General features: G+C 40.0%; 18 protein-coding genes and 1 pseudogene. 4 read left to right on the top strand and 15 right to left on the bottom strand.

Translation table 11 applies throughout. From position 1 onward, the window contains the following. The first annotated feature begins 282 nt into the window (after positions 1-282). From IM793_RS03770 to IM793_RS03760, 3 genes and pseudogenes are all read left to right on the top strand, one after another. Positions 283-1,527, top strand: a complete 1,245-nt coding sequence (locus IM793_RS03770; RefSeq protein WP_193419806.1) for a hypothetical protein — start codon at positions 283-285, stop codon at positions 1,525-1,527. Between the two features lie 44 nt (positions 1,528-1,571). Further along, entirely contained in the window at positions 1,572-3,893 is a 2,322-nt protein-coding gene (locus IM793_RS03765; RefSeq protein ID WP_193419805.1) for a helix-turn-helix domain-containing protein, read from the top strand. 401 nt (positions 3,894-4,294) lie between these two features. After that, positions 4,295-4,432, top strand: a pseudogene (locus IM793_RS03760) (acyl transferase); the annotation flags it as partial. A 3-nt stretch (positions 4,433-4,435) separates the two neighbouring features. Here the strand turns inward: IM793_RS03760 and IM793_RS03755 are convergent. The 8 genes from IM793_RS03755 to IM793_RS03720 are packed head-to-tail and all read right to left on the bottom strand — an operon-like array spanning position 4,436 to position 8,624. After that, positions 4,436-4,873, bottom strand: a complete 438-nt coding sequence (locus IM793_RS03755; RefSeq protein ID WP_193419804.1) for a Fur family transcriptional regulator — start codon at positions 4,871-4,873, stop codon at positions 4,436-4,438. A 20-nt stretch (positions 4,874-4,893) separates the two neighbouring features. Then, entirely contained in the window at positions 4,894-5,343 is a 450-nt protein-coding gene (locus IM793_RS03750) for a hypothetical protein (RefSeq protein ID WP_193419803.1), read from the bottom strand. Next, complete coding sequence (locus IM793_RS03745; RefSeq protein WP_193419802.1) at positions 5,340-5,774, bottom strand: hypothetical protein; 435 nt, start codon at positions 5,772-5,774, stop codon at positions 5,340-5,342. The genes IM793_RS03750 and IM793_RS03745 overlap by 4 nt, the downstream gene beginning before the upstream one ends. Then, positions 5,774-6,211: a hypothetical protein gene (locus IM793_RS03740; RefSeq protein ID WP_193419801.1), complete on the bottom strand. Its 438-nt coding sequence runs from the start codon at positions 6,209-6,211 to the stop codon at positions 5,774-5,776. The genes IM793_RS03745 and IM793_RS03740 overlap by 1 nt, the downstream gene beginning before the upstream one ends. Before the next feature lie 16 nt (positions 6,212-6,227). Then, the gene (locus tag IM793_RS03735; RefSeq protein ID WP_193419800.1) at positions 6,228-7,442 is read right to left on the bottom strand and encodes an FtsX-like permease family protein; all 1,215 of its coding nucleotides are present in this window, start codon (positions 7,440-7,442) and stop codon (positions 6,228-6,230) included. After that, the gene (locus tag IM793_RS03730) at positions 7,442-8,068 is read right to left on the bottom strand and encodes an ABC transporter ATP-binding protein (RefSeq protein ID WP_193419799.1); all 627 of its coding nucleotides are present in this window, start codon (positions 8,066-8,068) and stop codon (positions 7,442-7,444) included. Before IM793_RS03730 ends, IM793_RS03735 begins: the two co-directional genes overlap by 1 nt. Then, positions 8,061-8,225: a hypothetical protein gene (locus IM793_RS03725; RefSeq protein WP_193419798.1), complete on the bottom strand. Its 165-nt coding sequence runs from the start codon at positions 8,223-8,225 to the stop codon at positions 8,061-8,063. Before IM793_RS03725 ends, IM793_RS03730 begins: the two co-directional genes overlap by 8 nt. A 6-nt stretch (positions 8,226-8,231) precedes the next feature. After that, complete coding sequence (locus IM793_RS03720; protein ID WP_193419797.1) at positions 8,232-8,624, bottom strand: MerC domain-containing protein; 393 nt, start codon at positions 8,622-8,624, stop codon at positions 8,232-8,234. A 13-nt stretch (positions 8,625-8,637) separates the two neighbouring features. On the opposite strand from IM793_RS03720, the gene IM793_RS03715 reads away from it, so the two are divergent. Next, entirely contained in the window at positions 8,638-8,790 is a 153-nt protein-coding gene (locus IM793_RS03715) for a hypothetical protein (RefSeq protein ID WP_193419796.1), read from the top strand. Between the two features lie 384 nt (positions 8,791-9,174). Here the strand turns inward: IM793_RS03715 and IM793_RS03710 are convergent, their stop codons facing one another. From IM793_RS03710 to IM793_RS03680, 7 genes are all read right to left on the bottom strand, one after another. Then, positions 9,175-10,731, bottom strand: coding sequence for a glycoside hydrolase 43 family protein (locus IM793_RS03710; protein ID WP_193419795.1), 1,557 nt, complete (start codon positions 10,729-10,731; stop codon positions 9,175-9,177). A 210-nt stretch (positions 10,732-10,941) separates the two neighbouring features. Then, positions 10,942-15,084 (bottom strand): hybrid sensor histidine kinase/response regulator transcription factor, encoded by a 4,143-nt coding sequence (locus tag IM793_RS03705; RefSeq protein WP_193419794.1) that lies wholly within the window; start codon positions 15,082-15,084, stop codon positions 10,942-10,944. Between the two features lie 463 nt (positions 15,085-15,547). Then, positions 15,548-17,233, bottom strand: coding sequence for an endo-1,4-beta-xylanase (locus IM793_RS03700; protein WP_193419793.1), 1,686 nt, complete (start codon positions 17,231-17,233; stop codon positions 15,548-15,550). Between the two features lie 27 nt (positions 17,234-17,260). Then, positions 17,261-18,232 carry a DUF5627 domain-containing protein gene (locus tag IM793_RS03695; RefSeq protein ID WP_193419792.1) on the bottom strand — a complete coding sequence of 324 codons (972 nt, stop codon included), beginning with the start codon at positions 18,230-18,232 and terminating at the stop codon, positions 17,261-17,263. A 28-nt stretch (positions 18,233-18,260) separates the two neighbouring features. Next, the gene (locus IM793_RS03690) at positions 18,261-20,021 is read right to left on the bottom strand and encodes a RagB/SusD family nutrient uptake outer membrane protein (protein ID WP_193419791.1); all 1,761 of its coding nucleotides are present in this window, start codon (positions 20,019-20,021) and stop codon (positions 18,261-18,263) included. Between the two features lie 21 nt (positions 20,022-20,042). After that, positions 20,043-23,084 (bottom strand): SusC/RagA family TonB-linked outer membrane protein, encoded by a 3,042-nt coding sequence (locus IM793_RS03685; protein ID WP_227256130.1) that lies wholly within the window; start codon positions 23,082-23,084, stop codon positions 20,043-20,045. Positions 23,085-23,118: 34 nt separating this feature from the next. After that, entirely contained in the window at positions 23,119-25,008 is a 1,890-nt protein-coding gene (locus IM793_RS03680) for a RagB/SusD family nutrient uptake outer membrane protein (RefSeq protein WP_193419790.1), read from the bottom strand. Between the last annotated feature and the right edge of the window lie 10 nt (positions 25,009-25,018).

The raw sequence follows: 25,018 nt of genomic DNA, 5'->3' as shown, positions 1-25,018 counted from the left end.
TTATTATTCAGTTAAGCAATAAAATTTCGTACCTAGCAAATGGCAAAATTGTAATAAAATGAAAGAGTAGATGTGGCCGGAAAAATTGCCAATCCATATAATATCTTTGTTCTACTTGTAACACATTAATGATCGTGAATAAAATAAAGTTTTGACAGTACTTTAGCCTGAGATAAAGAAAGAGATTCCATTATTTTTAATAAAAAAATTGCAAACAAAAATAATACAAGATATATTTGTCGTACGATGAATTCATCGTACGACAAATATATCTTACTAAGCATGAGTAATCCTTTTCCTTTAAAACCAACCATTGGTACTATACCCGAAAGCTTAATTCCAGGACGAGAATCTGAAATCAGCAACCTGTTAAGATTGTTATCTTCTCAAAGCGTTTCTTTAGAAGAAATGAGGAGAATGGGCAAATCTCTTCTATTAATTAAACTTGCGTATCTGTGTAATAATAACAATCTTCCAGCTGAATTTGCCGACCAAGAATTTAAGGCAAAATATTTTTCCTTCCAGGGCAAGCAAAACCTTGGAGAGGTAATTGATATGCTCATGAATTCTTTAAAGGAATTCAAAGAATGGTATAGCATCGACTTTTCTAAGACTTACAATTTCATTAGGGGAATTGTCGCATCACCCAGTGGGGAAATTGGTGGGGTAAAGTTCTCTGTGAATTTACCAAAGTATAAAAAATCATGGAAAGATATCTTTTTCAAGGCTTTAGATGAGATAGCAGAAGTTCAGGAAAAACATAATTCGATCTTAATTTTAATCTTTGATGAGTTACCTATTATGCTCTGGGACTGGTATAAAAAGGAACAAAAACAAGAGGCAATTGAATTATTGGACATCTTGCGTGAGCGGCGTCAGCAGCTGGAAAGTAAAGGCATACGTTTTGTGTATTGTGGATCCATCGGGATTAAAGTCGTTTTAAATACTTTAAGAAATGAATTTGGGTACACCGGCGAGCCAACCAATGAGATGACAGAGTTTGACCTGAAGCCATTCAGCAAAACAGAATCAGATTTTCTAATTGAGTGTTTCCTACTCTCCAAATTTAAAATCCGAGCTTCCGCAAAGTCTACTATAATGACCATTGTTTATCAAATAAGCAATGGAATACCATTTTATATATCTAAAATATTCAACATCCTTCAAACCCAGTATGATTACGAAGTTTCCGTGCAAAATATCCAGAAAGCATATGATTCCATTTTGAATGATCCAAAAGAGCACACCGCATTTAACCAGCTTCTTGATCGGTTAACTATCTATTATACACCAGATGATGCGCAGAACATGAAAAAAATTCTGAATATCATTGCAAAGGCCAACACTCGGCTAAACGAGACTGAGATCCATCAGAAAAGTGATATAAACGACATAGAGATAGTAAAAAAATCCGTTCGTACGCTTTTTGGTGATCATTATCTTTCCCGAACTGTAGAGGCAGGTGAACGCAAATATGACTTCAAATATTCAATCTATAAGACATGGTGGAAAATCAACATAGCATAAACGGCATCTTATCGTTTAGTGCAAAGAGCGTAGCACCAGAAATCTTGGAAAAACTCTTGGTAGGCAGATCAGGAACTGCCAATTATCTGGCCGATACAATCGAATCGATAGCTATAGATGGCAACAATCAGCAGTTGCTGATCATAGGGCAACGAGGCATGGGAAAAACGCATCTTTTAAGGGTGCTTTATTCCAAGGCCATCCCCTATATAGATCAACATAAGCTCTTTGTAGCCTATTTTTCCGAAGAAGAGTATGGAGTATCCAACTACTTTGATTTCCTCATCAGGATTCTTTATGCCTTTATCAGATGGAATGGCGGAGATAAGGAGATATTAGAAAAAAAGATTGAAGAACTCCATAGCGTATCCATTTCGGGACAGGCAAATTATGCAGAAAAGATCATCCAGGATTATATTGGTGAGGTGCCTTTATTGATATTGGCTGAAAATTTCGCCGACATCCTCAATGGAATCGGCAAATCAGAGCAGAGCAAATTAAGGGCCTGGCTATACCGGAACCAACGAGTAAGTATTATTGCAACCAGTCAAGCTATTAGTGATGATTTCGATGATGAGGATAGGCCTTTCTTTGAGTTTTTCAACATTTACTACTTAAAGCCGTTGACCTATGAAGAATCATTCGACTTCTTGGTATCCATTGCAGAACTGGATGGAAGGCCTGATGTCGTAACGCATTTAAGGGGAAAGGGGCAGTCGCAGGTAAGGGCAATTCATGATCTGGTGAAGGGCAACCACAGATTATTAGTGACCTTTTATGAATTTCTCAAGAGCAATACATTGGCAAAACTTTCCAATCATTTTATTAAGACGATCAATGATTTAAAGCCTTATTATGAAACCTTTATCAGATACCTACCTCCACAACAACAGAAAATTGTCCGTTTTGTAGCCCTTTCACGCAAGCCTCAACAAGGAACTGATATAGCCAAAAATTGCTTTATTGACCAAAAGTCTTTAAGCAAACAGCTCAGCGAGCTTGTTAGGAAGAGATTGCTAGAGGCTATTGTAGATAGCAGCGACAAAAGGAACCGCTTATATGATATTGATGAACCCTTACTCAGGATAAGCATTGAAGTTGGGGAACACAAGGAAGGTATAACTGCGCTTTTTATAGATTTTCTGGCACTTTACTATAATGAAGATGAACTTAAAGATAAGCTGAATAAAATAAGCGATCTGTTTTTAGTATGCGAGAACCAGAATGAAAAACGCGATTTCGAGTACGAGATCTCAGCCCTTCAACAGGCACTGGAACAAAAAAACGTTGGAGGTGAAACGTTTAACGACCCATTACAAAGACTCCTGAATATCGCATCAGAAGCGATTGACAAGGAAGACTATAAAAAAGGCATTTTATTGTTCGAACAGGAACTGGTAAACTGGCAGGATGTAGAAACCAATTACTTATACTACTCACTTTTAATTAACTTACTCATACTTAACCGGGAATTTGAAAGGGCTTCGGAAATTTTCAAAAAACTTGACGAAGAAATTATCAGTGAGCACAGGATGTATACAAACTGGGGGATGGTACTGGCTAATATTGCTAAACAGAAGCGAAGTGCAGCCATAGCCTCACAAGGCATAGAAAAATTTGTGGCCGCTGAGAAGAACAATGAGATCTCTAGCCTATTGTATTGTGAATGGGGTAATACGGTGATCTGGCTATCAGTCAACAAAACCAAAGATGAAAGCTATAAAGAGGGAGTAGTATTAATGGAAAAGGCGATATCCCTTGAACCTGACAGTCAGTATTTCGTGATCGAGCTGGCCAAAACCCTACTAACAATGGCCCTAAAGTTAAGGAACAAGGAGTACGCATTGAGGAGTTTACAGCTTTTTGAAAAGGTATATGGAGATGATCCATTAAACCCAAGCCTATATCAGTATTGGGGTGCTTCCATTACACTAGCCTCACTTGCTTTTGAAATCCCCACAGTACATGCGGAAATATTCAAAACAGGCTTTGAAAAACTGGACTCAAAACAGCGGCTGAAAGCATGGAAGATGTTTGCTCAGGTATCCTATTATAATATGATCAGTCTGACAAGAGTGGCCTTGCTTGGCGATCTGACAAAAAAGAATAAAAAATTAATTTCGTATGTTGTAGAGTGGTATATAAGTATTCTATCTAGGAAAAATGTGAAGTTATTGGAGGATGAACTGTTAGATATGAAGAATATCATTAAGGAAGCAACAAAAGAAACACAGGAAATGGTAATGCTGGAAATCTATATAGATACTTTTATTACCTACAAGATAAAGGGCGACGAAAAAGCGGTTTATAATCTTCCAAAGGAGCAACGCCTATTTTTTCTGGAAAAAATAATCAAAAACAAATAATCTGCTGTTGGCAGCTAACACAAGCCACCCAGAATTTTATGATAAAAAGGAACATGAACCAAGATAATCAGCATTAAAAAAGAATTTCCATTTGGTGTAATATGTAATAATCATTACTTGATCTGATAATTGGTAAAACTACCAATTATCAGATCAAGTAATGACTACAAAGTAAGACTTTTGCCTGAAATGTTTCTCCATACCGATAACAAAATCCAGACCCATGTCAAAAGGAGTGAAGCCAAATTTCAGCTCCATATATAACTTAGTAAAGCGCTATCTCCATTTTGAACTTCAGCTACAGAATACCTGGTTGGTTTACCACATCCCTACCGTTCTGCTTTGGCTTATTTCCATCTTCCAACTCGGATACATGTTTTTCATCCTTCCCTTCGATGAGAATCGATCTGGCTAATCTCAATTCGTGTTCATTTATTGCCACACAGGATCTGGGCAGGATCAATCCTGATCAAAGTTTTGAAGTACTGGGCCGGTTTGATAATGCGGATATCAGGGGATGTAATCTCTTGGTACAGTAATTCTTAATTTACTTTATCCGAACAACTGGCGCATAAACCCGTAGCAATTAGATTAAGACGATCTACTTTAAACCCTGCCGGAACTTTTAACCCCGGAATTTTAACCGTATCCAAACAGTAAATTTTGTGGCAGTTATCGCAGTTAAAATGCACATGTTCATCATGATGCTCGTGCGCACTGCAGCCATCAGAACAGATGGCATAATTGGCGGTTCCCTGTTGATCTAGAACTTTGTGGATAATCCCTTTTTCTTCAAAAGCCTGCAAAACGCGGTATAAGGTAACACGATCTGCATCTTTTCCCATCACCTGCTCTAAATAAGGTTGCGATGTTGCAGAATCTCTCCCACTCAAAATTTCCAGCACCTGTAAACGTGGGGCTGTTCTTTTTAGGCCATTCTTTACCAAAAGTTTTTCAAAACGCGAAGTATTATCTTCCATAGCAATACAAAAATAAGCAATTAATTAATGAGTTTGGCATTTTTGATGGTTATTGGTGGCTTGTAACTCGCATCTTTTTCTTCTAATTTTAAAATTCCCTGTACGTGAATGGGTTTTTCACTATAAGGTACCGCACTTTCCATCTCTATCATAATCATTACCGGAATGCCGTTTTGCCCGCAAAAATAACATTGATTAATAGGCAAAGTGGCCAAAAGAAATGTCTGCTGTTTCTGTCCGCTTTTTATAGGGATCAGGTAACCTGTTAAATCAAATTCCCTATTTTCAAAACGCCTGATTGATTCTGTAAACAGGGGCAAAAGTTCGTTCTTTTCGGTAAGTTCAAATTTCACCGAGCCGATTACATCCCAGTTTAAAGAGCGTAACTGATCTTTTGAACTATGTTTTTGCGTTTGCGCATTGGCTGTACACACCGAAAACAGAATAAAAATGGCATATAAATATCTCATTGTTTTACAGCATCTAGTAGAAAAAAGATAGACCTGCTGTCGCCAGAATCGTTAATTATGAATTTCCCCCGAAGGATAACGGGCTCTTCTGTCCAGTTAATGGGTTTTAAAGTCTTCACTTCTATCATTGAAGGGATATCGCCTGTACCACAATACGGGCAGGAGGCAACAGGTACGATAGAAAACATAAACTCGCTGAAGCTATTGCCAACTTTTATGGGAATAATAAAGCCAGGAAGTTCAATTACTTTATTATGGATGGCCTTTAAAGCGGGAGGAAAAACAGCCTGCCAAACCAGGGGCTTTACCTGTTTATCATATTTTAAACCGATAAGGTTCCAGGTGGGCGTGCGCATATCGGTATGTACATTTACCTGCGCAACAGCCGTAAAAGAGATCAATATCAATAAAACCGTTATATATTTTTTCATCATAACTGTTTTGCATTTAAAAGAAAAAATTCGCTCCGGTCATCGCCCGAATCGTTAATGATAAATACCCCTTTAAGTTTGATTGGTTTTTCGGTAATGGGAATAGCTGTCATCATTTTTACCTGTACCATTGATGGAATATCGCCCGAGCCGCAATACGGACAGGAGGCAATGGGCACAATGGAGAACATAAATTCGCTAAATTTCGATCCTACTTTTGTGGGAATGATGTAACCGGGCAGCTCGATAACCTTATTGTGTAATGCCTTTAATGCCGATGGAAAAACGCTTCCCCATTTCTTTGGCGCAATTTCGGCATCATACCTTAAACCGAGCAGGTTCCAGGTAGGCGTGCGCATGTCGGTATGTACCTTAACTTGCGCCGCTACTACGTGGATAACTAAACAAGAAACAACCAATAAAATCAATTTCTTCATTGCATAACCTTCTAGTTTACCTGTCTTTGGTTAAAGTTTGAGCAATATCAACTTTGTAAATCTGCATAGCAGGAATAAGCGAAGCAAAAGCACCTATAACCAGCCCAATTAGGATTAAATACATCTCTTGCGGAACTGCAGTAAGCCCCGTTAATTTTGCCTGCGAAGATTCCTGGTAGCTCCCGATTAACTCGAGGGCAGCATGCCCGATCAGTAATCCCAAACAGGCACCGATAAAAGTTACCAAAACGCCTTCAAACATAACCAGGAAAAATAGTTTCGATTTTGATGCGCCCAGGCAACGCATAATAGCCAGATCGTATTTCCGTTCTTTCATCGCGTTATAAAGGCTGATAAAAATACTCAGCGCTGCGATTCCCATAATAAATATGGCAAACCATTGCAGGGTATCTATTCCAACGCCAATGAGCGAAAACAGCCTTGCACTTTCCATCGCCGGAGAGGCGGCCTGCATGTTTGTACTCTGGTTAACCATCCGCGGAAAAAGGATAACCGACATTGGCGATTTATACTGAATCAGCAAGGCAGTAATCTGCTTATCATTAATTTCTTTGGCTTCTTCTGCAGCGGAGTGGCTATGGCCTTCAGCATGCTTCTCTTCATGCATTTTATACACACTGCCAATATTGGTGAGGATCAGATTATCGGTTATATTCCCCTGTGGTTTTAAGATCCCCTTTACCTGGTAAGCGTGTTGTTTATGAATATCTCCGTTACCGGTTAAACCATGTGCACCGAAAAAGGAATCGCCAATTTTAAGTCCCGATGTTATCGCAACAGTGCTCCCCAGGGTTACTTCTAAATCTTTTTGCCAAAAACTGCCTTTTTGGATAGATAAACCATAAAGATTGGAGAAAGTACTATCAGTACCAACAATCCGGTAACCATTATAATTATCGCCCAACGCCAATGGAACGGCCCTTTTAACCATCGGGTTGTGCATCAATTTGTAGGCATCTTTGGCTGGGATATTTCCCGTTGGATAATCAATATGGTAAACACTGCTTAGTATCAATTGTAATGGACTTCCTTTTGCTCCTACAACCAGATCTATATCCTTAGCATTTTTTTCCAGCTTATTATTAATCTGTGTAGAAGCCAAAAAGAGAATTGACAGGATGCCCACACCAAAGGCAACTAAAATGATATTTAAAACTGTTGTGAGTTTATTCCTGATGAGGTTCTTGCTACTGATTTTAAAAATATTCATTAGAGTAGATAAGTTTTAGTAATGTGGTCTTGAACCCTCCTGTCATGTGTGGCAATAATCAGTGCAGCACCGTTATCTTTAGCCTGGGCAGTCAGCATCTGAATTACCTGACTGGCATTTTCATCATCTAAGCTAGAGGTAGGTTCATCTGCAATCAACAGATCGGGTCTGTTTACCAATGCACGTGCCACCGAAACCCTTTGCAACTGTCCCTGACTTAATTCATCAGGATAATTTTTATCTAGCTCGGCGATACCCAGATCAGTTAAAAGCGAAAGGTTTCGTTCACGATCTATTGACAAACCAGCCATTACCGCAGCAAGTTCCAGGTTATCGAGCACATTAAGAGAACGAATAAGATGTGGCCTTTGAAAAACGATCCCAATATGCCTTCCCCTAAATCTATCCTGTTCCCGTGCAGGCAAAGTATACAAATCGGTTCCGTTAATTAAAACTCCACCCTGGCTTGGCTTTAAAAGACCGGAAATAATATTAAGAAGTGTACTTTTACCACTGCCTGATGCGCCCAGCAGAAGCCATTGTTCCATATCGGCAATTTCCCAAAATGGAAATTTTAAGCGTCTCCCCTTATCATAAACATGTGCCAAAGCGTTTACCTCAATCATGATGTGCTGCTGTTTGTACTTTTTTAATAACCAGATTTTTGATGGCATAACGCCTGTAAAGTTCTATTCCATCGTTTGTACCATGTTTACAGGCCGGATTTAACATGGCTATAAACGATAACGCTGTGATAAATAATATTTTGTAATTCGTTGACATAATTGACTATTGATGACCCAATGGGCAGGATTTAAGCATTCGTAAATTAATATAATGTGCAGCAGCAATGATAAGGCCGCCAATAGGGATCAAGATTGGTTCCAATGGTTCAATGCCCGAAAAATGCCCCAATGCAATACATGCAAAGCCGGTAATAAGTACCAAAATTGGCATCATACGGCGATGTTGTTTGCGGTATGCCGAACTTAAACTCCAGATACCAACAAGCAATGAAATGGCAATCATGGTTATTTCAACCTCCTCATTGGCCAGGAAACCCATTCCCCACATCGGTAAAACAGTAATTAAAAATGGCAATGCAGCGCAATGTATGGCACAAAGTGTTGAGGCTGTAATGCCTATCCTGTCGAGGTTGATTTTGGAACTCCGTTGTTTCATTAAAATAAATTAAGTGCACAAATATAAAAGCAATTTAGTTGCACTAAAAGAATTAACGCTTCATTTGCAACATAATTGCATTAAAATGATAAAGAAAATTACCACTAATGGATTAAACGATTGTGATAGTGGCGGCCAAACCACTCAATACGATGTTCAGAAATAAATAAGATTTAAGATTAGATGTTATGAGCCTGTTTAAATTTTATTCAATTACATTAATTCTCCTAATTTGTCATACTGAGCGAAGTCGAGGTGCTTCTCTTAACTATAAAAAATGGCCTTCGACTGCGCTACCATTGACAGACTCCCATAGAATGGTCGTCATCTCGACCGGAGCAACGCGAAGTGGAGAGATCTTTGTAATAAGTTATTGAAATCTAATTTAAAGGATTTCTCCACTGCGGTCGAAACGATACTTCGAGACCATTCACTTTCTTTATCCATCTGTCCATTCATATTGATTTTTATACAATAAATTATTGCTCAGACTGACATGCGAAATAATTTTATTTAATTCTTAAACAGGCTCTATATTTAATGGTAAATATTATTTTGCTTCAATTCTAAAATAATCAAAGTCAACATATCCACCAGCATTTTCGGTTGCGTAATTAAACAATCCAAAACGATACCCTATAAAATGGGGAAGCGTATACGACATTTGCAGCGGCTCCCCTATAGATTTCCAGGTTTTGCCATCGAAGCTGTAAGAAAAATAACCTTTATCTGTTCGGTTCTTAAAATCACATCTTGCTTTAAGATAAATGGTTTGCTGTCCGGCCGGAACGTCTTCACCGGTTACAGTACCATTTTGGGCACTTACGGCAATAACCGTTTTCTTTGATCCTGTGTGTTTTACACCAACCCAACCAAATTTGCGCTGAAGCAGCATCAGTCCGGCCTGGTCTCCGGCCTTCATACCGGAGATATCAATTAAAGTGGTTCCGCTTGATACCGGTCCGATGGTGCGCTGGGTTAATGTATTGCGGGCCAAAAGAATATTAGTGTCCAATCTTGAAGTGGTAATCCGTAAAAATCCCGGGCGTTTAGTTAACGACCAAAATGCCGGGTCTGGATTGTGGTTCCATTGCCATACCAGCGGAAGCAAGGGGTCGCCCTTTTTGCGGTTAAATTCATCTGATGCTACAATACCAGGAATTAAGCCTTTGCTAACCGGAAGTTCCAGTGTTTCCGGAACTTTACCGTTTATGCCCAGTACCGGCCACCCATCTTGCCAGCTAACCGGAACCAAATACGGAATGCGTCCAACGGATCCAAAATCTCTGAAAAGATAAGAAAACCATTTCCCCTCTGGTGTATTAATTAAACCGCCTTGTGCAACGCCCTGATCTTTAAGCGCTACCTGCCCTTCATATGGCCCTGTAAGTTTGTCGGAACGGTGTACAACAACCGTACGCATCCCGTTTCGTGGCCAGGTGATGTTAAAAAGATAATATTTTCCATTAATTTTAAACAGTTGGGAACCCTCCGCTGGTAATCCGGCACCCGTACCTGCCGGAAGGCTTGCGTTTTCGATGATCGTTACAGGTTGCGTATTGGGTTTTATTCCAGATAAATCTTCCTTTAACTCCACCAGGGTAATTTTTCCAGTCCCGTATACCATATAAGGTTTTCCATCATCCTCAAAAAACAGGGAATGGTCGTGCAGTGAAGGTTTAAACGATGTTAGCTTCCATGGGCCTTTTTCGATATCTTTTGTACTGTAGATGTACGTTTTACCGGTAGTACCAGAAAAAGTGCTTACATAATAAATGCCTTTATGAAAACGAAGACTACTTGCCCAGGATCCCCGCCCGTAATCCCACTTTCCATTAGATAAGGTTAATTCATCCGCATTTCCGAGGGTATCGTAAGCGTAACTTACAATTTTCCAGTTTATCAAATCGGTTGATTTCATGATCGGTACACCTGGATTCATGTGCATCGTGGTGCTGCTCATATAATACACTTTGCCCACTCTGATCATCGAAAGATCGGGTACATCGGCAAAAATGATCGGATTTGTAGCTTTTTGCGCATCAACACTAACTGTAGCAATTAGCACAAAAAAGAGCGATAATGTAAATAATTTAAGATTCTTCATACAGGTTAGTCAGCATTTCAATTTGCACTGCGTTTATATTCGGTATTCAAAGCTATTCAAAAATATACAGATCAATGGACGGCTTTGTTCAAATGTGTGTGACGAATGTTTTTAATCAAACTAATATCTATTACCTTACCTGCATAAGCCATTTTTTTAAAGAAAATTTCTGATGCTTGTTTTTGGATAGAAAAAATAATTATATGATTTTTAAACCTTCTCACGTTTATCTTTTCGTTTTGCATTAATATATTCGGATGGAAGCATATTAAACTGGGCTTTAAAAAGCTTAGAAAAATAGCTTGGTGTACCAAAACCGGCCATGTATGCAATTTGTGCAACGTTATAATCACTTTTCTCCAGCAACTCCACGGCCCTTTCCAGTTTTACAGATCTGATGTATTCAATTGGTGTTAACCCTGTAATTTCAAGCAGCTTATGATAAAGAGAACCCCTGCTCATTCCCACATGCCTGCTCAGTTCCTCTACCGAAAGTTCCGGATTATTAAGTTTTTCATCAATGTATTGAACAATTTTATTCAACAATTTAACTTCGCCTGACTCAATTTCGATTTCTTTAGCCTGTACCTGCACTTGTTTAGAATATGCATTTTTAACGGAGCGGTTAAACAACAATAAATTGTCAATCTTTGCATGAAGAATGTCGAAATTAAAAGGTTTGGTAAGGTAATCATTGGCGCCCGACTTTAAGCCTTTAATCTGGTCTTCCTCTCCGCTAATCGCGGTAAGCAAAATAACCGGAATATGGCTTGTTCTTTTATCTGCTTTTATTTTCTGACTAAGCTCAATGCCATTCATTTCGGGCATGCTAACATCAGTAACCACCAACTGAGGGTGTCCGGAAAGTGTTTTTTGCCAGCCCTCTTTTCCGTTTGCCGCCTCTATAATCTGATAAAAAGGCTGTAAGCTATCTTTCAGGTAAAATCTAAATTCCTCATTATCTTCTACCAGCAGGATCGTAGCCATCTTACTCTCGGCAGTTACCGATTCTCCAAAAGCTTCATCCGTTTCTTCTTCTGTCAGACTGTCAACTGCAAGGTCAGTTTCTTGATTATGATCTTCTTTCACCACGTCAACCGGCAGCGAAACCAAAAATGTAGTGCCTTTTCCAGGTTCGCTTTCTACAGTAATATGTCCGCCGTGCAGTTCTACAAACTCTTTTACAATCGATAATCCAATTCCACTTCCCTGATTTAAAATAGCGGTTTCATTGTTATCCATAAAAAAACGATCAAATACCCTGTCTTTACTTTGATGTGCAATACCTATCCCGGTATCTGAAACTGCAATGCAAAATACAGGTTTTACCTGATCGACAGTGGCCCTGATGAACATGCTAAGGCATACTTCACCACCTTCTTTTGTGAATTTAAATGCGTTAGAAAGCAGGTTGAATATAATTCTTTCCATTTTATCCTGATCAAATTGCGTTTTCAGGCTTTTGATATCGCTGTTAATGCGAAGTGAAATTTTCTTGCGTTCGGAAAGATCCTGGAATGATTCTGCGGCTTCACTGATAAAAGTAATGAGATCGGCCTCATTCAGGTTTAATTTCAGTTCCTGTTCTTCCATCTTTCTAAAATCGAGCAGTTGATTGACCAGATTTAACAGTCTTCGGGCATTTCTACGGATCATCTTTACCTGACCGGCTACTGAAGACTCTTGTTTAACGGCAAGCAACTTGTCAACAGGTGCTAAAATCAACGAAATTGGTGTTCTAAACTCATGACTTAGATTAGTAAGGAATTTGATCTTTTGTGTATCCAACGCATGTGCACGTTCAGCATCTTTTCGTTGCTGCAGTATTCGTTCTTCTGCATTTATTTGAGCTTGCTCTATGGCGAGCTGTTTTTTGATGCGCTGAATTCCTCTTCGGCGAATGGCAAATAGAATCGTACCCGTTAAAACTACATAAAAAATATAAGCGTAAGTTGTCCTCCATATGGGTGGCTGTATGTGAACAGAAATTGATGTGATTTTACTACTCCAAACGCCATCGTTGTTACTTGCCCTTACTTGAAAAACATAATCTCCGGGATCCAAATTCGTGTAATATGCGGTCTTCTCTTTACCAACCTCGTTCCAACCCTCGTCCAGACCAACCAGGCGATAGGAATAGTGGTTTTGCTGCGGCGCTGTGTAATTAAGTGCTACATAACTAATTGAAAAATTTTGTCCATAACTTAATTTAATGTTTTTTGCGAAACCTATTTGCTCCTGAATAGGTGACTTTTCGCCAGGGAGCACAACGGTATTAGAAACCTTTAGTTCGGTAAGCAGCACGTTTGGAACCACAGTATTGGTAGGCAATTGGAGCGGATTAAAATAATTGAAACCGTCTTGCCCGCCAAAATAAAGCTCACCATCTGAAGTGCTGATTCCGGAACCCAATATGAAAGGACTGTCTTGCACGCCATTGGGATGCCCGAAGTTTTTTATTTTTTTTGTTTCAGGATTAAGACAACTGATGCCATTATCGGTGCTGAGCCAAATTAATCCGTCTTTACCCTCTAATATCTTGTAAACGATAGCATTAGACAATCCGTTTGTTTCGTTAAAATTGGTAAATTTCCCAGTACGGCGATTGAAAAGATCGAGCCCGGCACCATCAGTTCCTGCCCAGATATTTCCTTTACTATCGCATAACAAACTTAACACCACATCGTTGGAAAGTCCGCTATTTGCTTTTCGATATACTTTATATTTCCCGTTACTACGCTGAAAAACAGCTATTCCGGTTCCGCTGGATGATATCCACATATCGCCATAATGATCTTCTACAATGGCCCGTATAAAACCATTGCTAGGGAGCAGCATAGGTGGCAGGGATTGAGTGCCATATTGCGTAAATGAATTCGTCTTATAATCAAATACATTAACACCAGTTCCGTTTGTACCAATCCATATTAAACCCTTACTATCTTCTTTAATAGCGAAAATTTCATTCTGGCTAAGATCAGTTGACGATGGCCCTGCCAGGTATTGTTTGTAGGTTTTGGTTTTGGAATTATAGGCAAATAAGCCATGTTGATACGTTCCTACCCAAAGCGTGCCCCTCGAATCAAGCATTAATGTAAGTATAGCCAATGGATTTCTGGAAAAATCAATTTTGCTCTTCATGTCAATATGCTCGAACACACCTTGATCACGATCGAAAAAGTGTAACCCTCCCCCATCCGTACCTACAAATATTTTTCGTTTTGAGAATTCGGCAAAGGAGGTAACAATGGGTGATGAAAGTCCTTTGGGATCAAACGGGCTGCTATGCTTTAGGTTAAACAGTGCTAAATTTGGATCGAACTTATTAACGCCACCTTGATAGGTACCCAGCCAGATAATGCCATTATCAGCCATACAAATGCTTCTAACCGACTTATGGCTAAGGCCAAAGGATTCGCGTTTGTTGGGACGAATATTTGAAAAAACCTCAGTGGCGGTATTGAAAATAGTTACCCCGTCTTCGGTTCCTAGCCACAATTTACCTCCTTTTTCTAATCTGGCAGCATAAATAATGTCGTCAGAAAATAGCATATCACCCGATTGCAAAAAGGATTTGAAATGCTTTTCATCATCAAGCAACATATTGAGGCCATTATTGGTACAAAAAAATATCCGCCCCTTTTCATCCTTCACAATAGTTCTGATGAAATTATCAGTGAGGCTTGAAGGGTCATTGGGGTGATGGATAAATTTCTCGGTGGCACCGCTGGTTAAATTGAGCGCCAAAAGCCCAACATTGGTGCCGATCCATAGCTTGTTATCGTTAGCCTGAAGAAAAGAAAGCACACTGGAGCCATTGCCCATTAAGGCATTTATTCCGACGTTTTTTACCTTTAACGTTTTCGAATTGATTACCCGGTATCCACCAAAGGTGCCTACCCATATATTTCCGCTTTTATCTTCGTAAAGTGTTAATACATTGAAGGGGGTGTTACGATTCGGGATTCCCTCCCCAACAAATGATTTAAATGTATTTTGCTTAGCATCGTAATAGGCCAGGCCACCCCCGTTTGTACCCACCCAAAGCCTTCCCCTCCGATCTTCTAAAAGTGCTGAGATATTGTTAGACGGAATGCTTGAGCTATCGCCGCTTTTGGTGGTATAAACAGTAAAATTGGTACCATCGAACTTATTTAGTCCATCGCTGGTGCCAAACCACACAAGGCCATTATGATCTTGAAGTATCGTATTTACAGTATTTGAAGAAAGACCGTTTTTAGTATTAAGGGTAATGAAATTGGGATTATTTTGTCCCCTTGCAATAGTGGAGCTCAATAACAATATCACTAAAATTGACATTGCACCTGTAATCAATACTCGTTTTAACATCATAATAATAGATTCACGCTTTAGCGATCTGGATTGTGATTGTATTTGTGCAGGACTGCTTAATTGACGTGGGTATGCTAAAGCGGAAGATAAGTTTTACGATCACACTTATGAACTCTGCGAAATATAGCAATATAAATTTCCGACAAAATATGGGTGCTTACACACCTCCGTTTGGTTTACTACAGCAATACATCATCAAAGCATTAATATTTGGTTACCTTATTTTAGAAGTGATACTCATGTAAAGCAATACCTGAATAATTTCCAACCGAATATATCACTTACTTTTGAAAAAAACAATCGATTGCATTACTATATTGTTTTTTTTTTAAATCAGGAGTATTAAAAATGCAAGGGAAAAATGAGGGGATAATTTATGGTAACGGGAGTGATGGCCTAATTTTCCAATAAAAAAGCCAGAAACAACGTTAACCGAAGTTTCTGGCTTTAAGAACGTAATTTTTTATTTATTCTTCAAGCCTTCGGCTGTGCCGACATAGGCCGGTTTTCGTACAAAACCTTCTGTCCACAAGCCAATTGGCTCCCCTGCTCTCCAACTTGAGCTGGCTGGACTATCCTGAGGCGACCAGATGGTAATTCCATATCGCTGAGCGGCTGGAATAAGCTCAAAATATTTCTTGATTACATATTTATACATCTCTGATTGAGCGGCATATTGCTCAGCAGTTGCCTGTGCCGTTTTTACATTTCCCGTAAAACCCATATCCAATTCTGATATTTTGATGAGTTTGCCAGTTGCGGCCAATAATTTGAACATTTCTTCAATCTTAGCTTTATCAGAAGTAGCTACAATGTGCATTTGCGTACCAATACCATCTATTTTTGCGCCTTTGCCTTCTAAATATTTTATGTAATCAAGTAATCCTTTGCATTTTTCGATGCTATATTCGAGATTATAATCATTTATAAAATGGATATCATTTGCGTTACCATACTGCCTGGCCAATTGAAATGCCTTTAGCGCATAATCCTTACCCAGGTAATCCTGCCAAAAGAATTCATCAGCCGCAATGGAAGTTCTGCCCGCAGCAGTTTTAAGCTCAGTTGGCTTTGTATCGTCCATCGGCTCGTTTACCACATCCCAGGCTTTAACATAATCTTTTGAAGCGGTAACTATACCTTTAATCCAGGTCTCTAATGCAGTGGTTAAAATGGCCTTTTTCTGCTCTGCAGTTTTTTCTACAATTGTAGTGCCGCCAAGGGCATTGTATTTTTTAAGCGTGATATTATCAAAATAAAAATTTGTCGCGGTTTTACCCAGATTAAAAGCCAAAGCACCACTTGCTGCAATGTCTGTGGTAACGGTAATTTCTTTGGTATAGGTTGTCCAGGTTGGTGTTGAAGAAATTGCGCCAAAAAAATCATAGAATTTGTAGGCACCAGGCGTAGTATGAGCCTGTGTAGGGTAAGATGCCGCTACATCAGAGCGTACATTCATTTTCAGTTCATATTTCTCTCCGACTGCTACCGCCGGAAACTTAAGAAATAATTGTGCATCATAATCATTGGCCCGCACTGTCGAGTTACTAATTTTCAAAGCCCGTCCTGTACCGTTAAAGCCTCCGCCAGCCGCAGTAAAAGAGGCTACGGCATTGGTATTGGATTGATAAACTGAAGCGTTTTCAGTTTCAAAATCGGCTCCAATGACCAGGTCCCAGGTAGGACCACTACTTGATGCAGTTACCACCGGGGCAATAAGTCCTTTTAAATAGGTTGCATTTTGATTGGCGTGCCAGGCAAGTGTATGGCCAAAAACTGTGATACCAGCTTTAGATGCTGTTTCCAGTAGGTTTTTCACGTTAGTTAAGGCCAAACTTCCGTCGGCCTGTACAACGGCACCATGTTTCATTTCGTAACCTAGTGTAATTTCATCAAAATTACTATTGGTCAATCTATAAATTACACCTTTAGAGAGGTAGGATTGCAGGCCGGTTCCGGCGCCTAATTTAAATTTAGGATTTGCCGTTCTATCAATATAGGTTTTTAATGGCTGATAGGCATCGATCGTCTCCTGGGTCGCAAAGCTTGTCGGTTTAGCCACCTGGAAATCGAGTGCTTCATATTTGTGGCAGGAAGCAAGCAATATTATCCCCGCCAGACAAAATGCTATTTTGTATAATCGTTTCATTTTCTCAATTGTTTGATTAAATATTAATTACTTGACCGGCGTAAATGTTTCGGCTTTCACACCACGATCGCGCATAACCAAGGTATCCAGGCTGCTCACCGTTCTATCATTCAAATCGATCTGATAGTTTAGATAAAGCGCATCACGATCCTGGTTGCCCCAGCTGTTTTTCTCTCCCCGTTTAACAAATTTCCCGCTGCCACTTGCTGTAAAACTAGCGTCGCCAGCTGAAATTGCACAATTGCCTGCATTATCGAAAGTAAGCAGTAAGGTCCGGCTGATGCTGGCTCCTCCTGCTACTTTAAAAGTAACAGGAAACTCTGTCTGGGTTAGTGAACGTGTATTTAATTTGTTGATTTCATCACTCTCCACATACTTCATGTGGCGAACTACAGATTGATTAAGTGAGGTATTGCCGTTTTTTCCGGTAATCGCATCCTTTCCTCTCCGAAGATAGAAACCCTGCCATGTATTGATATATTTTACGGCATACAATGTATATTTTTTTTCAGGCAAGATTGTTTTGTTCTGATCCGCACTGGTCATGGTTAAAGGGATTACATAAGTGGTATTAACAGCCAATGGGTCTGCGAAAAAAGCATCAGTTAGCTGCACATCTACTCCACCGACCAAACTTCCTTTCGGGATAACAATTTTGTTCGCTGCAAGTGTATAATAGTTTGCAGGCATTGGCCTTACAGTACCGCTGTAGGGCGATGGAAAAGATAATCCTTGAGTTAGCGCGTTATCCACACTGATACCAATGGTAATATCTTCTTTATTTGAATACACTCCACCAACCGTACCTATAATCTGAAATCTATGTTGGTTATCAAGTGAAGTATCAAAAATATCTTCACCCATGGTAATAGTTCGAATTGGCCCCTGGTAGGCAAAATATACAGATTGTACGTCGTTATCCGGAAATGCCCATTCTTCGTTTTTGCAAGCGCTAAGTGCTAAAACGAGCGCAAGTAAAATATATATTTTATTTTTCATGATGTTATTTTTTTATAGCGATTGAATATTACCATCCCGTGTTTTGTTGCAAAGCATTATACTTTAGCGTTTCACTGTAAGGAATTGGTCCAAATCTCATATACTCCTGATAGTTTCTTGCTTCTACATTAATTTCCTGATAGATACCTTGCGAGATACTAACCCCTTTAACCGGTTCGGTTAATGTTGCATTCCATCTGCGAAGATCCCAGAAACGAAACCCTTCAAAAGCCAGTTCTAACCTACGTTCGTTCCTAATCAATGTTCGCATGGCATCTTTGTCTGCTTTAATCGATTCCAGATATGCATCGCCATTTGCAGTTCCAACGCCTGCCCTGGCACGAATAGCTTTAATAATATCGTAAGCAGAATAAGGATTGCCACCATTTGCCATAGGGCCCCATGCTTCATTTGCTGCCTCTGCATAGATCAGGAATATTTCGGTATAACGGATATGTGGCCTGTAGTGCTTCTGGTTATTTACGGTTGGTGTACGGCTGACATCTTGCCTCAACAGTTTTTTCATGTAATAACCAGTTCGTGTAGAAACTTCTTTTCTATTCAGTCCATCATCATTGGTTGCTACATCTGTTGTGGTATTAATGACTTTATTTGTTGGCCCGATTGTATTTCCGTTGTACACTATAAATTTTGCTAAACGTGGGTCTCTACCCGTAAATGGAGTGGCAGGGTTATATCCGCTCTGTGGCGTATTGGCAATCGGATAACCATTTTGCATCGGGAAAGCATTAACCAGATTCTGAGTTGGATTTATGCGTCCCTGCCCTGATAAGGTTGGCGGATAATTGGCCGCTTCTAAATCACTATTTGATCCAACATTTGTACGCCAAAGCACTTCCCTCGGACTAGCTCCTGAAGCCAATGCATCAATTTCGGCCTTGTTATCGTACCAGGTAACACCATTAGGATCTAAATTAGCTAACCAGTTATTAAGTGTAAGTACTTGTGCTGCGTAGGTGGCGGCATCGGCCCATGTGGTAGAATTACCAGTGCTGAAAGCCGGACTTGCGCCCATTAGTGCTACGCGGGCACGAATGGCTTTAGAAATACGACCCGTCATGCGTTGGTTAAAAAACTTACCGAAAACACGGTTATAGGTCTCTACATTAACTCCTGCATATTTTGTCGGAATCTGACTCGTACTATTGATATCAGCATAATCTAAAGGAAGTAATTGTTCTGCCTTATCCAAATCGCCATAAATCTGTTTCATACAGGCATCAAATGTGGCCCTCGGTTTGTTAAAATCTGAAGCCGGAGTTTCAGGCTCGAGTACAATAGGGAAACCATATAAATTACCGCCTACTTTTCCGGCGTGTGCCTGCAGCATATACGACATCAGGTAAGCTCTCAAGGCATATGCTTCGCCTTTTTGCCTGTCGTTAAACATTCTACTTAACACGGGGTCTTTAGAATCCCAAAGTACCTTGTCTGTTTCTGCTAAAAACAAGTTAATGTACTGAATGCCAGCTCTTGCATTGGTCCATTGATCTAATGGATTAACTGCAGCCGACCATTGTCCGGTGGCAATTTTTCTAAAATTATTATTGATATCATTACTTACCGCATCATCGGTAGCTACATCGTTAAAAGACCAGCCATTTGATGGAAGCCTTGTGTAACCATTTAGCAATAGCCCATGGGCAAGTGCGGGTTCTGTATAGATGTTCTCAAAATCTCCGTTATTTTGTGGAGCGGGGTCGGTAAACTTTTTACAGCCCGAGAGCATCACAACGACAACTACAAATCGTATTAATATTCTGTTCATCTTTTCTAATCTAATATTCAATTAAAACATTGCCTTTACGCCCAGGTTATATAACCTTGTTTGTGGGGTACCTCCTAAATTCAGCTCAAGTATTTCTCTTTCCTTCGCAATTGTTAAAAGATTAAATCCTGCCACATATAGTCCCAGTTCTTTCAACACTTTACTTTTGAACAATTTATCGGAAACTGTATAGGAGATTTGAACTTTAGATAAATCAAACCGATCTGTGCTGTACAACCAGAAATCAGACGCTCTGAAATTATTATCGCCATTTAAAGTGGTAAGTCGCGGAAATGTTGCCGTATTTTTTGTTTGAGGTGTCCATCTGTCGCGCACCACTGCCGAATACTTATCGCTTCCGTTAACCCAAAAATAGTTATCGGTTTTCATGGCACTTCCGCCAAAACGACCTGTACCCAAAACAAATAGGGTAAGATTTTTCCATTTAGCAGTTAAATTCAATCCTGCTGTAAAGGGAGCACCAAACCATCCACCACGACCAAGATATACCTGATCCTTATCATCGATAATTTTGTCGCCGTTCTGATCAATATATTTGATATCACCAGGAGCCAGAGCTGATCCAAATGCTGGTTTAGCATTACTAATTCCATCGGCAGCTGCCACTTCACTGGCATCCATATAAAAACCATTACTTTTTAATCCCCAGATGGCATCAAGCGGTTTACCGGCACGGTATTGATAGCTATTTTCGTAAGTTAACATATCGGCACGTTTTGTTGCCTTGGTGGTATAATATGTTCCGGAAACGCCTAATGTCCAGTCGACAGCTCCAATATGTTTGTTGAAATTTAAGTAAAAATCTAAACCGGTACGCTGATCGCTATTATAATTACTGTAAGGAACAAAAGAAGAACTCGGAAATCCGGTAGTGAAATAGTTTGGATAAAGCACATTAATCTGACCGATAATTCCGGTGATGTTATTCCTGAAAACATTTGCTCCGAAATTAAGCTGGTTTTTGAACATTCCACCTTTTAACCCGATGCTGACTTCTTTCCTTTTAGCGAAAGTTAAATCTGGGTTAGATCCACGGCGCGAATCGGTAGACTGTGTGCCTGTACCATCGTTCCAGCCATACCAGTTACCGCCAGTGGCTGTATAAATACTTTCATAGGCAAAATACTCATCAAAATCAAGATCGGTATTTAAAACACCTGCTGATGCAGTTAGCGTTAAGTCGTTAATGAATGAAACTTTTTTCAAAAACGGCTCTTCGCTAAGGTGCCATCCAATAGAAGCTGCAGGAGAAAGTGCAGTCCTGTTTCCTGGTGGCATTTTTGGCGAGCGTACCACTGCTCCGGTAATTTCGGCAAAATATTTACGGCTGAAATCATAATTTAACTGTAATCCTAAATTAGAATTTGTTGTTGGCTGGTAGATTTCAGATTGTGACTGACGATATGCCGCAGCCAGCAATACCGCAGAGATATGATGGTTATTACGGAACGTAGTATTGTAGTTAAATTGGCCAGATAACGAAATGGTTTGTCTATAGTAACTATCTGCGATGTTCTGAACTCCGGTTTTTGTATCTTCCCCCCAGCGCGTTAAACTTCCGATTAGCGTTGTACCAGAGTAGGTTGTCCAATTGGGTTGGTAAGTTGCATATCCGTTTCGATAGCCCTGATTGTAGCTGTTCAGGTAATCAACGCCCATAGTGGTACTAAAGGTAAGTCCATTCAAAATTCCTTTCAAATCAGCATCAATACCTGTGGTAAACTGAAATTGGCGTTGTACAAATTTATTGTTACCACCTGCATAAATGGCCGCAAATGGATTGGTTTGATCTAATTGCGTACCACCAAGGATGTATTGCCCATCAATAATTGTAGCGTTTTTAATCATCGCTTTACTCACCTCGTCGCTCTGTTCCAATAAATTAATTGGGATTAAGGGTGTAAATAAATAAGGGCGCAGGGTTGAAGCACTACTCCAGTAGTTGGTATTTACACCGCCACTGCTGGAAAACACAGCGCTTGCGTCTACCCGTGCTTTTAATGCTCTGGTAAGCTGCATATCAACATTTCCACGGATGTTAAAGCGGTCTGACGTATTATTTTCTTTTGCTTCACCGAAATTAAGCAGCGAACCTGTAGATGAGAACCCAACATTGGTGTAATAACGGGCACGGTCATTCCCTCCTGAAATTTCTGCCACCCCATCATAGCGTGAAAAACTGTTTTTAAGGTATTCTGAAGAGTAATAATCTACACTTGGATAACGATAAGGGTTAACACCAGAGTGATTATAAATAGTTTCCGGGGTATAAGCTGCCGCCAAACCATCATTAGATAAAGCCTCATTATACAAGGTCATGTACTCTGAAGAGCCCAGGTATTGAGCATATCTTTTTGGCGTATTTAACCCAATATTGGAACGAACGTTTATTTTTTGCTTAGTTGGCGTCCCCCTTTTTGTGGTGATCAAAATTACTCCTTTTGCACCGCGGCTACCATATAGGGCAACGGCCGAAGCGCTCTTGAGAAAAGTGATCTCCTCAATTTCATTTGGTGTAACACTGTTCACATCCCTCGGAACTCCATCAACCAATATAAACGAGGTGTTCATACCCCAGAGGTTGTTGCCATTAAAGCCCGGAGCAAAAGCCTCCATCCCGTCCAATCCATAAGTGGTAAAGTTTTTCTCAAAGAGCTGTGCCAGGTTAACACTTGAAACACCTGCAGGAAGATTACTTTCCGCGACGTTTTTAAAACCCACATTTATCAGCCTATCCTCTTTAGTTAAAGTTACTTGCTTCAGGTTGGCTAATGCGGTTACCAGTGAGGTTCTATAGCCTTTAGCACTTACTGAAAATGTACTGTTCTCATTTACGGATAAAGAGAATTCACCTTCCTGATTTGCTATAGTGAGCACATCGCTTCCTTCAATAGTTATGGATGCCCCTTTTACCGGATTTCCATTAATATCTCGAACCACAGCTTTTATAGGTATCTTAACGGCGTCCTGACCTTTGATTACACCAACAAACAGTGTAAAAAAGACACACAGCGCCAATGCATTTCTTAAAAATTTCATCATTCTTGTCTTTAATTATTTGTGATCATGAACTACCTTACCATCCGGGGTTTTGCGCAAACTCCTTATACATATTTACATCTGCCCGCTTAAGTGGCAGCCAATAATGCTTCTCACTAAATGGGCGTTGTAATATTAACCGCTCGCGATAGTTTACAACCTTGTTCAATTTGGTATCGGTTGTAGTGTTTAAAGGGGCAGCACGATCAAATTCTGCAGCTGTTTTTAGGGTATAAGGCAATTCGGCGAGCAAATGCCAGCGGCGAAGATCATTAAACCGGTGTCCTTCAAAGGCAAGTTCAACAGCGCGTTCGCGTCTTACTTCTTTCATAAACTCTGTTGTAGATGCTAAAAACTGTGCGGCAACATGCCCAACACCAGCACGATCCCGAATTACGTTGATCGCATCAACGGCAGTTTTGCTAAATCCCTCTGCGGTTGCACCCGGGGAGTCGTAGCCTGCTGCAACCGATTCTGCATACATCAGATAGATATCGGCCAAACGCATATATGAAACCTTAATATTCAGATTCTGGCCATAATTCCAGCCCTGATCAAAGTTATTGGCAGTTCTGGGAACAAATTTGAACATCATATACCCAGTACGGCTACCAGAACGTTCATCTCTGTAACTTCCGCTTGTATACAGGTTTGCATACCTGTGTGGTTCCATATTTGCAGCTAATGTTCCCTGCACCACTTTAACTCCATCGTATATAATATCATTATAGAACCTTGGATCGCGATCTCGCCATGGAAATTGCGGATCATATCCTGAGCCACTAGGATCAGCCTGGGCAGAATTTGAAATGGGCAAGCCATTTTTCATTCCATAATAATTAACATAATTTGCGGTAGGCGCAAATACCAGCGCATCGGCACCTACAATTGCTGGCGTGTATTGTTTTGCAGTGCCATAGGTTGACCCATGCGCCCCCCAGTATGGACCTCTAAATATCGCTTCAGTACCTCCCGGGATCAAGAAATTTTGACCGGTTGTGTAAAAATTAGTGCTGTATTGTGCAAAAGGCAATAACTTATAAGGAGTAGCCCCACTTTCTGTTAGTTTTAATAACTCGGCAAATGCAGCCGCAGCCTTTTTACTCAGCTCTGTATTGTATGTTTTGCTACCAGTAGATTCTAAGTTCATTAATGGACTAGCAGCCCACAGGTAGTTTTTACCTAAATAACCTAGCGCCATAATTTTATTAATGCGCAACTGGTTTTTACCCAGGGTTTGGATTCCGGCAGTTGTATTATCCCAATTGATTGGCAAAAGATCAGCGGCGGCTCTGAAATCCAGTGCTGCCTTTGCTGCACATTCCTGATATTTAAGCCTAGGCAATCTCAATTCTTCATCAGCTGGTAATACCTTATCAATGTATGGCAATCCTCCGAAATATTGAATGAGCTGAAAATGGAACCAGGCTCTAAAGAACAGTAGCTGACCTCTGATCAGATTACGTTCTTCATCAGTTGCATTTGCCATCAGGTTTAGGTTCTCCAGACCTAAATTCGCTTTACGAATACCATACCAGGCCAGCGGATAAAGACCCTTGGTAAAACGATCGTTATTTGTACTGGCATTGGCATTGTCTAAAAACCCTGCTCCCCATCCGTCAAACTCTCTTTGCCAGCCCCAAAAATCACCATTATCAATTTTATTAACAAAGTGGAAATTTTGTACGGTAGACTGAATTTCATCTTCCCCCCAGTTGAAACTGTTGGTCCAATAACGATTGGTAAAATCTGGAATACAGTTATAGAGCTCTTCGGTAAAACCCTGAAAGCTACGGAAGTCTTTAAAGGCAGATTCTGCTGTCACAGTTGCTTCAGGATCTCTGTCTAAATATTTTTTACAAGATACCATGCTGGTTCCCGCCCAAATCATTCCTATTAACAATAGGTGTTTTATATATTTTTTCATAATGATCATG

The sequence above is a fragment of the Pedobacter sp. MR2016-19 genome, from assembly GCF_014947265.1.
Lineage (GTDB): Bacteria > Bacteroidota > Bacteroidia > Sphingobacteriales > Sphingobacteriaceae > Pedobacter.
This window is presented reverse-complemented; position numbering and strand designations above follow the sequence as displayed.